Annotated in this window: 18 protein-coding genes; all 18 read right to left on the minus strand. The window is 43.8% G+C overall.

The features are described from left to right. Positions 1 to 18: 18 nt before the first annotated feature. The 18 genes from M8E35_RS07960 to M8E35_RS08045 all read right to left on the minus strand — a co-directional run bounded on the left by M8E35_RS07960 (position 19) and on the right by M8E35_RS08045 (position 13,924). Complete coding sequence (locus tag M8E35_RS07960) at positions 19 to 414, minus strand: hypothetical protein (protein ID WP_252468315.1); 396 nt, start codon at positions 412 to 414, stop codon at positions 19 to 21. After that, the gene (locus tag M8E35_RS07965; RefSeq protein ID WP_252468316.1) at positions 414 to 896 is read right to left on the minus strand and encodes a chemotaxis protein CheD; all 483 of its coding nucleotides are present in this window, start codon (positions 894 to 896) and stop codon (positions 414 to 416) included. Before M8E35_RS07965 ends, M8E35_RS07960 begins: the two co-directional genes overlap by 1 nt. Further along, on the minus strand, positions 893 to 1,486 hold the full coding sequence (locus M8E35_RS07970) for a chemotaxis protein CheC (RefSeq protein WP_252468317.1): 594 nt from the start codon (positions 1,484 to 1,486) through the stop codon (positions 893 to 895). The genes M8E35_RS07965 and M8E35_RS07970 overlap by 4 nt, the downstream gene beginning before the upstream one ends. Continuing rightward, the gene (locus M8E35_RS07975; protein WP_252468318.1) at positions 1,487 to 2,131 is read right to left on the minus strand and encodes a flagellar brake protein; all 645 of its coding nucleotides are present in this window, start codon (positions 2,129 to 2,131) and stop codon (positions 1,487 to 1,489) included. Between the two features lie 56 nt (positions 2,132 to 2,187). Further along, positions 2,188 to 3,054 carry a MinD/ParA family protein gene (locus tag M8E35_RS07980; protein WP_252468319.1) on the minus strand — a complete coding sequence of 289 codons (867 nt, stop codon included), beginning with the start codon at positions 3,052 to 3,054 and terminating at the stop codon, positions 2,188 to 2,190. Further along, positions 3,047 to 4,207: a flagellar biosynthesis GTPase FlhF gene (gene flhF, locus M8E35_RS07985; protein WP_252468320.1), complete on the minus strand. Its 1,161-nt coding sequence runs from the start codon at positions 4,205 to 4,207 to the stop codon at positions 3,047 to 3,049. The genes M8E35_RS07980 and flhF overlap by 8 nt, the downstream gene beginning before the upstream one ends. Beyond that, positions 4,197 to 6,266 carry a flagellar biosynthesis protein FlhA gene (gene flhA, locus M8E35_RS07990; protein WP_252468321.1) on the minus strand — a complete coding sequence of 690 codons (2,070 nt, stop codon included), beginning with the start codon at positions 6,264 to 6,266 and terminating at the stop codon, positions 4,197 to 4,199. Before flhA ends, flhF begins: the two co-directional genes overlap by 11 nt. Before the next feature lie 321 nt (positions 6,267 to 6,587). Then, a complete protein-coding gene (gene flhB / locus M8E35_RS07995) occupies positions 6,588 to 7,643 on the minus strand; it encodes a flagellar biosynthesis protein FlhB (protein ID WP_252468322.1) in 1,056 nt (351 codons plus the stop codon). Next, positions 7,640 to 8,419, minus strand: coding sequence for a flagellar biosynthetic protein FliR (gene fliR, locus M8E35_RS08000; protein WP_252468323.1), 780 nt, complete (start codon positions 8,417 to 8,419; stop codon positions 7,640 to 7,642). Before fliR ends, flhB begins: the two co-directional genes overlap by 4 nt. A 158-nt stretch (positions 8,420 to 8,577) precedes the next feature. Then, the gene (gene fliQ, locus M8E35_RS08005; RefSeq protein WP_252468325.1) at positions 8,578 to 8,850 is read right to left on the minus strand and encodes a flagellar biosynthesis protein FliQ; all 273 of its coding nucleotides are present in this window, start codon (positions 8,848 to 8,850) and stop codon (positions 8,578 to 8,580) included. Between the two features lie 19 nt (positions 8,851 to 8,869). Beyond that, positions 8,870 to 9,637: a flagellar type III secretion system pore protein FliP gene (gene fliP / locus M8E35_RS08010; protein WP_252468327.1), complete on the minus strand. Its 768-nt coding sequence runs from the start codon at positions 9,635 to 9,637 to the stop codon at positions 8,870 to 8,872. Further along, a complete protein-coding gene (locus tag M8E35_RS08015; RefSeq protein WP_252468329.1) occupies positions 9,637 to 10,110 on the minus strand; it encodes a flagellar biosynthetic protein FliO in 474 nt (157 codons plus the stop codon). Before M8E35_RS08015 ends, fliP begins: the two co-directional genes overlap by 1 nt. A 1-nt stretch (position 10,111) precedes the next feature. Beyond that, a complete protein-coding gene (locus tag M8E35_RS08020; RefSeq protein ID WP_289710737.1) occupies positions 10,112 to 10,459 on the minus strand; it encodes a response regulator in 348 nt (115 codons plus the stop codon). Positions 10,460 to 10,487: 28 nt separating this feature from the next. Further along, positions 10,488 to 11,693: a flagellar motor switch phosphatase FliY gene (gene fliY / locus M8E35_RS08025; protein WP_252468331.1), complete on the minus strand. Its 1,206-nt coding sequence runs from the start codon at positions 11,691 to 11,693 to the stop codon at positions 10,488 to 10,490. After that, complete coding sequence (gene fliM / locus M8E35_RS08030; protein ID WP_252468332.1) at positions 11,686 to 12,681, minus strand: flagellar motor switch protein FliM; 996 nt, start codon at positions 12,679 to 12,681, stop codon at positions 11,686 to 11,688. Before fliM ends, fliY begins: the two co-directional genes overlap by 8 nt. A 126-nt stretch (positions 12,682 to 12,807) precedes the next feature. Then, positions 12,808 to 13,239, minus strand: a complete 432-nt coding sequence (locus tag M8E35_RS08035) for a flagellar basal body-associated FliL family protein (RefSeq protein ID WP_252468333.1) — start codon at positions 13,237 to 13,239, stop codon at positions 12,808 to 12,810. 8 nt (positions 13,240 to 13,247) lie between these two features. Further along, a complete protein-coding gene (locus tag M8E35_RS08040; RefSeq protein ID WP_073028400.1) occupies positions 13,248 to 13,445 on the minus strand; it encodes a flagellar FlbD family protein in 198 nt (65 codons plus the stop codon). Then, entirely contained in the window at positions 13,442 to 13,924 is a 483-nt protein-coding gene (locus tag M8E35_RS08045) for a flagellar export protein FliJ (RefSeq protein ID WP_252468334.1), read from the minus strand. Before M8E35_RS08045 ends, M8E35_RS08040 begins: the two co-directional genes overlap by 4 nt. Positions 13,925 to 13,993: the final 69 nt, after the last annotated feature.

Here is a 13,993-nt window from a genome sequence, read left to right on the forward strand (position 1 = left end):
CACGATATCGAACTACGATTATTCCCAACCCATACGGCGAACAATTTCTGCTTGTCGCTCACTGCCCGGCAGCTCTTTGCTTAAATCACAATCAATCTGTCCAGCCGTTCTTAAATCTGGTCCAGGTGCATTAATCGGCTCATCGTCTCCAACAGAGAAATCAATATTTCCACCACAGTTGGGAGTTGAGTCAGCCTGGCTGTCCTCTTCAGGTTTTGGAATCGCTGTCCTTTCAAAGAGACTTAAGGTTCCTGCCATTAAAAGGTACATACCTCCAAAAGAAATTAATGCTCGAAGGATTAAATCAAAAATCTTAACTCCATTCAGCACGCTAAGCAATACAACCATAATTGAGGTAGCTATCGAAAGGCGCAAGGCCCAAACTTTTAATAGTTCCCGATTTTGGATGCCCATTAAACCACCTTTTCTCCATGATTAATTGTTCGTATGCGTAACTCGCCTGTCCCAACATCAAAATGGATTGTGCGCCCAAAATTCCCTCCAACATCCGCTACCAAAAGAGGAATCCCGTGCCTCTTGAGTTCCTGTTCGACCGCCTCGGCATTTCGATCCCCAATTTTTAAAACTGGGGGTTTTCCCGGAAAGGAGAACATCTGTGCACCACCGGCCATCTTAGCCTTTAAGCGGGATTTAAGGGCACCCATACCTGAAATTTCTTTTAGCAATAACACCAGCGCAGTATCCGCGTATTTCGCAGGATTTCCTCCCAGACTTCCATTAGCTGTCGGAAGCATAATATGGGCCATCCCGCCAACTTTAAGAAAGGGGTCATGAATGCAAATTCCAATGCAAGATCCTAGTCCGGCCGTTAACAAAAGGTCTGGCGCCGTAGCGGTTTTGAAATCAGCCATGCCAACAGTAATAACTCCATTCATACTCCCATGGCCCCTAACAATTTTTTCAATGAACCATCATCTGGCAAGAAGATAAACTGTCCTTCAATTTTAGGAATTCCAGTGAGTTGTGTGTCAATGAACAACACCGTATCTTCTAGTACTCCTTCTTCGAGGAAAATCGCATCTAAAGTGGCACCGATCATATCAACCGCTAAAGCAGGTACAGAAGGTTGAAGGGGAATTCCTGAAAATTGAGTCAGAGCCATAATAAAGGAGCTGACCAAAATATTCCCCACTTCTTTTAAAGCTGATTGTGCCATCTCATTATAAAGATCCATCGTCTCATTCGTCCCAAATAGAGCTTTCACCACAATTTCTGCGCTTTCAACCGGAAAGAAAAAAACAGCTTTGCCCGAAGCCTCCCCTTCAACTTTTACATAGATGACAGCTTGAGGCGTGTCGAGCTGTCCGACGATGGATGTAACCTGTTCAAAAGGAACTGCCCAGACTTCTGGAACCGACATATCAATTCGTCGTTGTAAGAGAGTAGATAAAGCTGTCGCGGCATGCCCAGATCCAACATTCCCTATTTCACGCAGGGCATCCAATTGTAATTGCGTAATCTCCATTTATACCAACCCTTTCTTACGCATTGCCCTTTGTTTTTCAAAGACACAGCGAATAATTTTATCTCTCTCCCGTTCTGAGATTTCGTAGAATTCAGTTGAAACACTATACAAATTATTTTCTTCATTTTTTTCCACTCGGATGACTCGAACAGGGGTCTGTATTTCTCCGGTCGGTAAGGATATTTGAACATAGAGTAATGATTTATCCTCTACTCGCACCTTAGTAGTGAATCGCATTCCTCCACCGCTTATGTCAATCATCGTTGCTTTAAGTAGATCACTAAGTCCTTCTCGAGTCACCATTCGAAACGTGATCGGAAATAAGGCCGGAACACGAACAAAATTACGACGTTGAACCTTATCAACAGTATCTGGCAATTCAAGCACGAACATAGGGACAGGGACAGCGATCCTTTGCATAATCTTCCCTTCAAATGAATACACCGCTGATTCATCCCAGAATATCAATTTAACCTTTGTCCCCTCGCGCAAAGGGACCAATTCGCCTTGTTCAAAGGGCGCACCAACTAAGAGGAGCCTCTCCCCCACTTCTTCAACTCGAGTTCGGTAGTGTCCTTCATACTTCCCTTCCAGCGCGATTAGTTCCACAGCCAGCCCAGAAGAAAGCTTCTTTTTATACGACAAATCATCACCCCTTTTACGAAAAGAATTACTGATCACTAATCCTTTTGGAAAATTTGTTATTTAAAAGAACGAAGCAACTTACCTAAAAACCCTCCCACGCCTCCTGCTTGGCGTGGCGGATGAAGACTTATTCCGGCAACTTTACCAGCAATCCACTGAATGCAGCGATACGCTGAACTTTCAGGAAACTTAATCCCCAAAGGTTCCTGCTGCATAACAGAGCGTCCAACGAGTGGGTCATCGTAAACCCAGCCCAATAAGTTAAGTGATCCGTCTAAGAACTTGCGCACAACAGTTTCCAACCGTTTAAACGTCGCCAAAGCATCTTTTTCAGTCTGTACTCGGTTAATCACCACATGAATTGATGCTTCGCTTGCTTCTTGCCTCAAAGACTTAAGTAAACCATAGGCATCCGTCAATGAAGTCGGTTCTGGTGTGATCACCATAATAATATCATCTGCAGCCTGCAAAAAATTCATCACGCTATGCCCCAGACCTGCTCCTGTATCGATAATCAGCAGATCAGCAATCTTTTCTAATCGTCCGAGATTAACTAGGACATTGGATAGCTTGTCTCTTTCTAAATTAGCAAGTTTCTGAACCCCAGAACCTCCTGGGATAATTCCAATTCCTCGAGGGGCAGATAGAAGGATTTGCTCAATGGTCTTTTCGCCCGATAACAAATGCTCAATTGTATATCTCGCCGAAAGCCCAAAGGCAATATCTACGTTAGCAAGGCCTAAATCTCCATCAAGAATAACAATACGCTGTCCAAATTCGGCCAAAGCAAGTGCTAAGTTGACTGTGAAGCTGGTTTTACCCACACCTCCCTTGCCACTGCTTACTGCAATTACTCTCATTTTACTTTGTCTATGTTTATTACGAGAGACCAAATCACGTAATGCGCTCACTTGGTCATTCATTGGGCATCTCATCCCCCATCACATAGTGTGCCAAACGATTTGGAGTCGCTGCCTCTATGTCATCAGGAACATTCTGTCCGTTTGAAAGATAGGCAATGGGGAGTGTTGTCTGACCCAGGAGGTTTAATATAGAGCCTGCACTCCCTGTCTCATCCAATTTTGTGAAGATAAGATGAGTTGTCAAGTCTACAAAGCGTTTATAGATCTGAAGTTGATCTGCTGATTGCGTCGTGGCACTCATGACAAGCATTGTGAAATCTGGTTGAGCCTCATCTAAAAACTCACGCAGCTCATGCATATGTTCCTCATGGTGAGGACTTCTTCCAGCAGTATCAATAAAAATCAGTTCTTTATCTGCATGAAGAAACAAAGCCTCATTTAGCCCCGACGGTGTCATAGCAACTTCAACGGGTACCCCAATAATTTCCCCAAACGCTTTAAGCTGCTCTACAGCGGCAACTCTATAAGTATCAGCTGTAATCAATGCAACCCTGCGTTTATCCACAATACTAAATCCCGCCGCAAGCTTTCCAATCGTCGTTGTTTTCCCTACCCCTGTAGGTCCAATTAAGGCAATAATCCTCGGCTTGTCAATCCCAGGTTGAATAAGCCCAATCTGTCCACACATTTGACGGATATTAGCTTCAATCCGAGTGAATACCTGTGAATCGTCAAGCCATTTTTCTGGCGACAAGGTTTGTTGTACATGACTTATTAAACGCTTAACCAAGTTCTCACATATTCCTCTGCTCTGTAGATGGACAGCCCATTTTTCGAGGGCAGGTGGCCAAACACTTGTTTCTTCTCCCACCCCTGCCATCTGCTTGTTCATTTGCTCAAGCAACAAACGCATGGACTTAATTTCCGTTTGCAGCCCTTCTGACTGATCTTTAAGACCGGAGACATGACTAGCTATCGGTAGTTTTACTCTTTCCACGTTATTCTCATAATTAGGTCTTGAAGTTTCCTGTGGGATCACAGGTTTTTCTTCAATAGCTGCCGTAATCTCAACTTTCTTGTTACCAAATAAACCGAAGAAACCTCCATCGCGAAATTCGCGTGTTTGAAGGATGATTGCTTCGGATCCCAGTTCCCTTTTCACTTTGCCCATCGTTTCTGAGACATTTTCTCCTACAAATCGCCTAACTCGCAAGATCCATCCCCACCATTCCTACAGCTTGAACTTGTACTCCTTGGACTAATTCATTATACGAAAGCACCATGAGTTGAGGCAATTGACGCTCGGTAACCCGCTTCAAATTAATTCTCACCAGCGGAGCACAAACTATTACGGGAGTTAACCCTTTAAGCACAACCTTTTCAACCTCACGTGTAAGATTTTGCATAAGAACATGCAACACCTTCGGATCTAACGCTAAATAAGTTCCATATTCGGACGGTTGAATGCTGTCAAGAATTTGCTGTTCAATCTGTGGATCTAAGGTTATAACAGGTAAATTCTTATCTTTTCCAAGCAACGGTTGCAAAATTTGCCGGGCTAAAGACTGCCGCACATGTTCTGTCAACCGGTCCAGATCTTTGGTGACACTTGCATAGTCTGCCAGATTTTCTAGAATCGACACCATATCTTTAATGGATACCCTCTCACGGAGCAGGTTTGCAAGAACTTTCTGAACTTGACCAAGACTCAGCATGTCTGGAATCAACTCATCCACCACAGCGGGGGCAAGTTCCTTGGCATGATCAATAAGAGCTTTCACATCTTGACGGTTTAGTATCTCCCAAGCCTGAGTCTTAATTACTTCCGTAATATGAGTTGCAAGCACTGTGGGGGCATCAACCACCATCCACCCACTAAGCTCTGCTTGTTCCCGATACATTGCATTAATCCATTTGGCATCGAGTCCGAACGAAGGCTCTTTAGTCGGGGTACCTGGAATCTCACTGTCATCCGCACCGCCACTCATTGCCATGTAGTGATCCGCTAAAATTTCGCTAGAGGCAATTTCTGATCCCCGAATTTTTATAACATATTGATTAGGCTGTAAGTTCATATTGTCACGGACTCTAATAACCGGAACAATAAATCCTAACTCACTGGCAATTTGGCGGCGAATCAGCACGATCCGATCGAGCAAATCCCCTCCTTGCTGAACATCGACTAAGGCGATAAGGGCGTACCCCAGTTCAAGTTCCATATGGTCAACATGTAAGAGATTTAGGACATTTTCCGGCTTCTTACTCTCTTCAATTTCTGTCTCTCGAGCTACAGCCGATTCCTTAACCACAGAAACTTTAGAGCTTCTTTGCAACAATACTCCCATGCCAATTAAGGCAGCGGAAACTAAAAACAGCGGGAATTTAGGCAAACCCAGGAAAGCTAACATGCTCAATACCCCGGCAGTAATGAATAAAGCCTTAGGTTTTTTAAACAACTGTTTGACTAGATCTTCCCCTAAGTTGCTTTCCGAAGCTGCCCTGGTGACGACTAGACCTGTCGCCGTAGAAATAAGGAGGGCCGGAATCTGAGAAACGAGTCCGTCACCAATCGTCAATAAAGTATACTTGTGAAGGGCTTCCAACAGAGGCATATCCTGCATCACAACCCCAGTGACAAACCCTCCGATAATATTAATAAATAGAATAATAATAGCGGCAATGGCATCCCCTTTAACAAACTTGGTTGACCCATCCATTGCACCATAAAAATCAGCTTCCTGTTGGATCGCCTTACGCCGATCCCGCGCCTGTTGCTCGTTAATCATTCCAGCATTAAGGTCTGCATCAATAGACATTTGTTTTCCTGGCATAGCGTCTAAGGTAAAGCGAGCAGCGACTTCCGAGACACGCTCAGCACCTTTCGTAATTACGATAAATTGGACGAGTACCAAAATGATAAAAATGATAAAACCTACAACAGCATCTCCTCGAATAACAAATTCCCCGAACTGTTGAATAATCTCCCCTGCATGCCCGTCAAGGAGAATTAGACGAGTTGCAGAAATGTTCAAAGACAATCGAAATAAAGTCAACGTTAACAAGAGCGAAGGCAATGCTGAAAATTCCAAAGGGTCCTGAGCAAAAACAGCGAGCATCAGGGTAAGAACCGAAGCCGTAATATTCAAAGTGATGAGAATATCCAGCAATCCCGCAGGCAAAGGAACAACCATCATGACCACGATGCTGACTAGCCCCAGTGCCGCTATTATATCTGTATTATTTAAGATCCGACTTTTAACCGTCGTAGACATGAGGGTTCCTCCTTTCTTTAGTCTGTTTCTTAGCCTCCTACGGCACTAACGAAATCACCGCGGTTAAGCACTTTCGGGGATAGTAATCCTACGGCGCTAACGCATTCGTCACTGGATCAGCGCCTTCGGCGATAGTGTCCAGTGGACACTATCGTACCGGGCCTATCGTGTCCTAAGCCCCCGTGCATGAATGAAATGAGATTGCTAAGCGAACCATTCAAGCCAACCCCTAAGAATCACTTCTCGAAGCTTTGGTGAGCGTGCAATTCATTTCATTCATGCCCCCAAACGCATTCTATAAACTCAGGATACATGCACCCATCATCCAATCGACCGTTTCTTTTTCTTTAATCGATAAACAAACGCCAACACCTCGGCAACAGCTTTATAAAGATCCGCCGGAATACCTTGCCCAATTTCCACCTGAGCATAGAGAGCACGGGCCAGCGGCTTGTTTTCCATAATCACAAGGTCATATTCTTTGGCTAACTCTCGTATGCGCAAAGCAACTTGATCTTGTCCTTTAGCGACAACAAAAGGTGCTTTCTGTACCTTTAAATCATAGCGAAGAGCAACAGCGAAGTGGGTTGGATTAGTGACAACGACATCTGCAGTTTTTAAATCTTGCATCATTCGACTCATAGCTAAAGCTCGTTGTCGTTTTTTAAGTTCACCTTTAAGTTCAGGGTTTCCTTCAGTTTGTTTGTATTCCTGTTTTAAGTCCTCGTGAGACATACGTAAGTTCTTTTCATATTCCCACCGCTGATACATGTAATCAAAAGCGGCTATCCCTAAGAAAGAGAGTGAAATGTTCCAAGCAAGTTCCATCAAAGCCTGGCCTAAAAAAACGGCCCCTTGCTCCACACTCAGTTGCTGTAAAGCCGGATAGATATGCAACCGATCGCGAACACTTGCATATAAAAAATATCCAATTAATAACACTTTTAGCAAGGATTTTGTCAGTTCAACATATGCCTTAACGCCAAACATCCGCTTCGCACCACTGATCGGACTTAAGCGAGAAATTTGAGGTTTCATAGACTCCCCAGTGAAAAGGACTCCTACCTGGATGTAATTAGAGAATAGGGCAATCACAAACCCGGTAAGCAAAATCGGCGCTAAGATTTGAACCCCTTGCCAAATAACATTAAGCATTAGACTTGCCACAGAACCTTCAGTCCATTCTGAAGGAAGCCCTAGGACATAGGGGAAAAGGGACTCCATTCGGATAATCATAGCTGGAATCCAAAACTTGAGAAGAGCTACGAGACCCAAGAGCATCAAGGCAGAAATCACCTCTTGGCTCTTAAAAACCTGACCCTTTTTTCGCGCATCTTGTTTGCGCTTAGGCGTCGCGGGATGTTTTTTTTCACTCACTGCTTCCACCCCTGGTAAAGTTCTAAGACCCAAGACATATTGGTGTCAAATAATTTGGCTACAGACTCCCCGAAAAAGGGTAGCGAGAGAAACAAAATAACGAATCCGAAAACAATCTTAACTGGGAAAATAACTGAAAAGATATTCAGTTGAGGTACTGTCCTCGTTAAGAGCCCTACCCCTACATCTGATACTAGAAGCGCTCCAAAGATTGGCATTGCCAATTGCACCGCTAAAGCAAATACATGGCCGATAAGTTCGGCGTAAAAGAGATAATTAGCGGGCAGATTCGATGGGTTAATAGGAATATAAGCATAGCTCTTAACCATAGCAGCAATAAGATAATGATGAGAATTAGTTGCGAGCATAAGCATCGTAGCTAATATAATCTGAAAATTACCCATCATAGGACTTTGAACTCCATAGACAGGATCAATCGCAGCCCCCATGGTAAAACCCATTTGGAAATCAATCAGTTGTCCTGCCCCTTGTAAAATAGCCGTCAGTGAGTAGATTAAAAAACCAATGACCAGCCCCACCATTATTTCCTTGACCACCACCGCAACATAAGGTAACAGCTCAAGTGGTATTGGGGGATTAGTTGCCTGTATCAAGGGATAGAGAATGACTGTAATACTTGCAGCTAATCCCAGTCTTACCATACTTGGAACTCCTCTGGCAGCGAAGACTGGAGCTAACATGATCATACCGGCCCAACGGCATAAAATCAGTATGAATAAAGAGAGATTCCATTGGAGCAGCTGAGCTAGACTCAATTTTCTCCCTCCCTAACTCGATGTTCGATGTTTGATGTTCGTGGTTCGAATTCTGCAGTTTCATATTTGGGTGTCCGAGGTTTAGGATTCATAGTTCATCGTCAGAAGTCCCAAGTAAAGTAATTCAATGCTCGAATTTTTAAACTCAAATATCGAGTTTACATCCCTCCGAAGGTTGCCAACTGAGTTAACAAATTCGAAGTATATACGGTTAGAACTGAGAGCATCCACGGGCCTAACAAGAGCATAACAACAACCACTGCAAGTACTTTAGGAATAAAAGTAAGCGTCTGCTCCTGGATTTGGGTCATAGACTGAAAGATACTCACCAGAAGACCAACTAACAAAGCGACGCCAAGAATGGGTCCTCCCACGAGAAGCACGGCGCCCACGGCTTCCCTGGCCATATATAGCACCTGATTTTCGGTCATCGTCCTGTCTCCCCCATTTCTATTGGAAACTCGTCACCAATGATTCAACCACCAAATGCCACCCATCGACTAACACAAACAACAGCAATTTAAACGGCAGAGAAATCATCATCGGGGGAAGCATCATCATCCCGATTGACATAAGAGTACTCGAAACAATCATATCGATAACAATAAAAGGAATAAATATTGCGAATCCCATTTGAAAAGCCGTTTTTAATTCACTAATCACAAAGGCTGGAATTAGTACATAGGTGGGTACGTCTCTATAGGTTTTAGGTTGCTCCATCTTAGACAACCCTACAAAAAGTTCTAGATCTTTTTCCCGAGTCTGACGAAACATAAAGATTCGGAGAGGTTCTTCCGCTCTATCAATGGCCTCTGTCTGAGTAATCTGATTCTGCATATAGGGCTGTATAGCATTGGTATTAATCTCGTTCCAGGTTGGGGCCATAATAAAGAACGTAAGAAAAAGGGATATACCTACGAGCACTTGATTCGGGGGCAGTTGCTGAGTCCCCAGTGCATTTCTCACAAAGGACAGCACGATAATGATCCGAGTAAAGGAGGTCATCATCATCAGAATGGCCGGTGCTAATGACAGCACCGTTAAAAGCATTAAAATTTGCAATGAAGTACCGGTTTGTTCCGTGGCTGAGGCTCCCAGATCTAAGGTGATTCCCGCTGCCCAAGCAATTTTAGGGCTTGACAACATTCCTGCCCCCAGAGCCAAGCCAAAAGACAATCCTGATGTGAAGAGTTTAATTAAACGCCCTGAAGAAGACATTATTTTTCAACCTCCTCAAGCAAACGTTGCAATTCATCAGAAAAGGGCTCTTTCTGCCTTAACGGCCTCCGCCATAGCTTTTGGACACTTTGCATCCATCCTTCTACTCGTTCCGTTGGACGCGTAGCGATCTCTTCCAGTATTTCTGAGGCAACCTGCGGATCATTAATTTCACTGATTTTCACCAAGTGGTGATCAGATCCGCCGAGGACCTGCAATTGACCAGCTATTTCTACAAGATAAAGGCTTTGCTGTCCACCTAAAATTTGTCGATCGATAACTCTTGCCCAGGGCGCATTCATACTCCTCATATTTACCTTATTAAGGCGTCGAAGTGTCCAAAGGGACACAAGCAAAATAATGAGGAAAACCAATAACGTTCCCAGAAGCCCCCACCATGAGAATACAGACTGTGAAACCTCTGGAGCAGTTACACTTGAAGTATACGGCTGGCCTTGGTCAAATGACGACATTTTATTTCAACGCCTTCATGACAGCCTCAACCACGCGTTCCGCTTGGAAGGGCTTGACAACGAAGTCTTTGGCACCGGACTGAATCGCTTCAATAACCATGGATTGTTGGCCCATGGCACTGCACATGATAATCCGAGCCTTTGCATCTATTTTGCGTATTTCTTTAACCGCCTGAAGCCCGTCCATTTCTGGCATAGTAATATCCATAATTGTCAGGTTTGGTTGCAAATCCTTATATTTCTCCACGGCCATGGCCCCATTTTCTGCTTCACCAACCACGTCAAACCCATTTTTAATCAATATGTCCTTTAACATCATGCGCATAAAGGCTGCATCATCAACAATCATTATTGTATCACTCACTACATTTCCTCCTTTATCTCAATGAATTCATTCGGTCCATTGGATGTATTATATCAGTAATTCGAATTCCAAACGTCTCATTAACGACAACAACTTCGCATTTTGCAATTAATTTTCCATTGACTATCATATCTACTGATTCTCCAGCCAAACGATCCAGTTCAACGACCGAGCCAGGTCCCATATCCAGGATTTCCTTAATTGTCTTTTTGGCACGACCAAGTTCCACGCTTATCTGTAAGGGAACATCGAGAATTAAGCTGAGGTTATCCGGAGGTATCATCTGCGGACCAGGTTGCAACGGTGCAAATTGTGCTGGTTGAACAGGTGTCTGCATTCTTCCTTGTGAACCGGACTGTGCCGTCCCATATTGAGTGTAGTCGGCGGGAGCCGAATAAGTCGACGCTTCATATGCCGGCGGCGGGGATGACTGTGGAGCCTGATAAGTTGGGGGGGCAGGCGGCGCTGGTTGAGCAGGGGCAGCCGGCTGTGAAGTCGGCTTTGCAGAAGCACCATTCATAGCGATCAATAATTTATCGACCATCCCTTTGGCTACACTTAGTGGGAGTATTTGAACAAGAGTACTATCGATAACATCTTCCACAACCATTCGAAAAGAGATCCTTACAAGGGGATCATCCTGAGGCAAGAAGTCATGAATAACATCTTTACCGTCTGCCATATCATTGAGAACTAAATTTGGAGGGGTTATATCAACCATTGCATTAAACATGGTCGACATTGAAGTGGCCGCTGACCCCATCATTTGGTTCATCGCCTCAGAAATCCCACTAATTTGAAGCTCTGAGAGCCCTGGTGCCGGGTTTTTTCCATCCCCCCCCATCATCAGATCTACAATCACTGAACCATCCCTTTGGGAAAGAATCAAGAGGTTAGAGCCTTCAATTCCGACCTTATACTTAACATCACAAATCACGGAAGGGATAGGATAATCCTCGCGAATCTGTTCCGAAGTCGTTAAGTCGACTTTCGGTGTGGTGATATCCACTTTTTTGCCTAAGAGCTGAGATAATGTCGTAGCTGCGGTACCCATCGAAATATTGGCAATTTCTCCAAGCGTATCTCGTTCCATCTCATTAAGAAGATCATTTGATGACGGCAACTCGGAACTGGATTCAGCCGGAGTCTCTAAGTCTGAGTCCGATGTTCCCCGGAGCAAAGCGTCAATCTCTTCTTGAGAAAGCATCCCACTACTCATTTTGTTCCCCTCCTTCCTTTACTATTTCCGTAATCTGGACAGCCAGATGTTCTCCATTCAGACCAGGAACGGATTTAAATTTCATAAACTCTCCAACATAAATTGGGAGTGATTCCTGGACAGATTGATTCAATGGGATTACATCCCCTTTGGTAAGGTCTAGAAGCTCTCTGACGAGAATTTCTGAAGTCCCTAAAAATACGACCATTTCTACCTTCGCCCACTCAATTTTTTTACGAATCGCTTGCACCTGTTCTGGAGAACTGACTTTTGCCTGTGAAGAAAAAAGGAAAAACGTGCTTAACTTATCTAAGATGGGTTCGAGTACGAGATAGGGGATACATATATTAATCATCCCCACCGCTTCACCAATCCTGACTTCCAGAGTTATGAGTACAATCATTTCGTTTGGAGCTACAATTTGCGTAAACTGAGGATTTGATTCCATTGACAAAAACTGAGGTTTAAGCTCGTATACCTCCGCCCAAGCCTCTTCCGAGATTAAAATCATTTGACGCAGACGATTTTCAATAATTGTCTTTTCAATTTCAGTCAAATCTCGGTTCTTTTCGGCTCCTTCACCTTGCCCTCCTAAAAGTCGATCCACTACAGCAAACGTGAGCGCAGGACTGACTTCCATTAAAACGGTCCCCTCTAAAGGACTCAACGAGTAAAGAGCTAAAACAGTAGGGTTTGGTAAAGAACGGATAAATTCGTCATAGGTTATTTGCTCAATTGAAAGGACAGCGCTTTCAACGACAGAATGCAAATTTCCAGAAAAGAAAGTAGTTAGCCCTCTGCAATAATTCTCATGAATGTTATGGAGGGAGTGAATCTGATCCTTGGAAAACTTATTCGGACGTTTAAAATCGTACACTCGAATCCGTTTTTGAGTCTTGGTTGTCTTCATTTCCTCTACATCGACTTGTCCATCGGACAGCGCGTTGAGTAAAGCATCAATTTCACTTTGGGACAAAACGTCTCCCATCAAATCCCCCCTCTCTATATTCGATGTGCGAGGCACGAAGCACGATTTCAGCTTCGCTGTCGGTAATCACTTACTTAGAACACCAACCTATATTCGAACTTCGAGCCTCGCGCCTCGAACCTCGCATTATTGGTAAACCATAGAAATAAACAGTACGTCCGTGATATTATTATCCGCAACCTCGTTGAGTTGGTTCACTAACTCTTCTCTTAATCTTTCACGAGCTGCTGAGGTTTGCACATCGTTAAGGGATTTATTGGATAAGACTGTATTAACTCTGTCCTTTAAGAACGCATCCTCTTCCTTTAAACTGACTTCAGCTTTTTCATCAATTACTTGAACTGTTATATTCGTCTTTAGAAAAGATCCCCCTTGCAAGTTAACAGTGAATTCGCCGATCGGCAGTAATGGTCCTGATTTTTTTGAAGATCTTGCATGAGATCTTTCACTGTCATCGGAAGTTTTGAAAATATACTTTTGTGCTCCAAGTGTTCCACCAACACCTAGTCCCAAGCTCAAAAGCACGGCAACAATCATAACTAAAGATTTTCGATTCATAAAATTGATCAATCCTCCACTTTGAAAATCTGGCAACGCCTGCGAAATTCGGCAATCCGTTCGATAAGGACCTCGATCGGTTCTGACACCACATATTTATTTCCACCCGTTAAAGTAATTACCGTATCCGGGGTTTTTTCCATCGTTTCAATCAGGTCAGAATTTAAAGTGAATGCTTTTCCATTTAATCGTGTCACATTAATCATAAATTCGCCCTTCCGTTAGTTACACATTTATCAACTGTCGAAATTCTGCCAAGCCAATGAAGGACTTGTCCAGTTTCATCCAATATCTTTTGTTCCTTTTGTAACTCCAGTACTCGAAAGGCTGTAGCCTGTTTTTCTTTCAGCCGTTCATATTTCTCAACTTCACGGTGAGCTTCCAATAAGCACCGACGTGCGTTATCCATGACAAGTTCCTGCTCCTTCCGAATCGCTTCACATTGATCTAGTCGTCGTCTCTGTTCTAAAGCAAACACTTGGCAAATCCTAAGTTCTTCTGGCCGATGACGTCCCGCGTCTCTTTGATTTTCTTGGGCTTCATAATAACGCCCTTTTTGAGCCTCGAAGGCCAGAAGACAGGCTTGCCACCGCTTCATTTCCAGAGCGTACTTGCGTTGAGCTGACTCTAAAAATTGTTGAGCTAATTGAAGACTTGCGTCCAAGCGGAAGCGAAATCTAGCCATCAGTTTCCACTCCTTTATTCAGAACCCCACTTTATCCACTATCCTCAAGTGAAGTAAATTAGTATGGGT

Origin of the sequence: Desulfosporosinus nitroreducens (genome assembly GCF_023897015.1) — a bacterium.
Taxonomy (GTDB): domain Bacteria; phylum Bacillota; class Desulfitobacteriia; order Desulfitobacteriales; family Desulfitobacteriaceae; genus Desulfosporosinus; species Desulfosporosinus nitroreducens.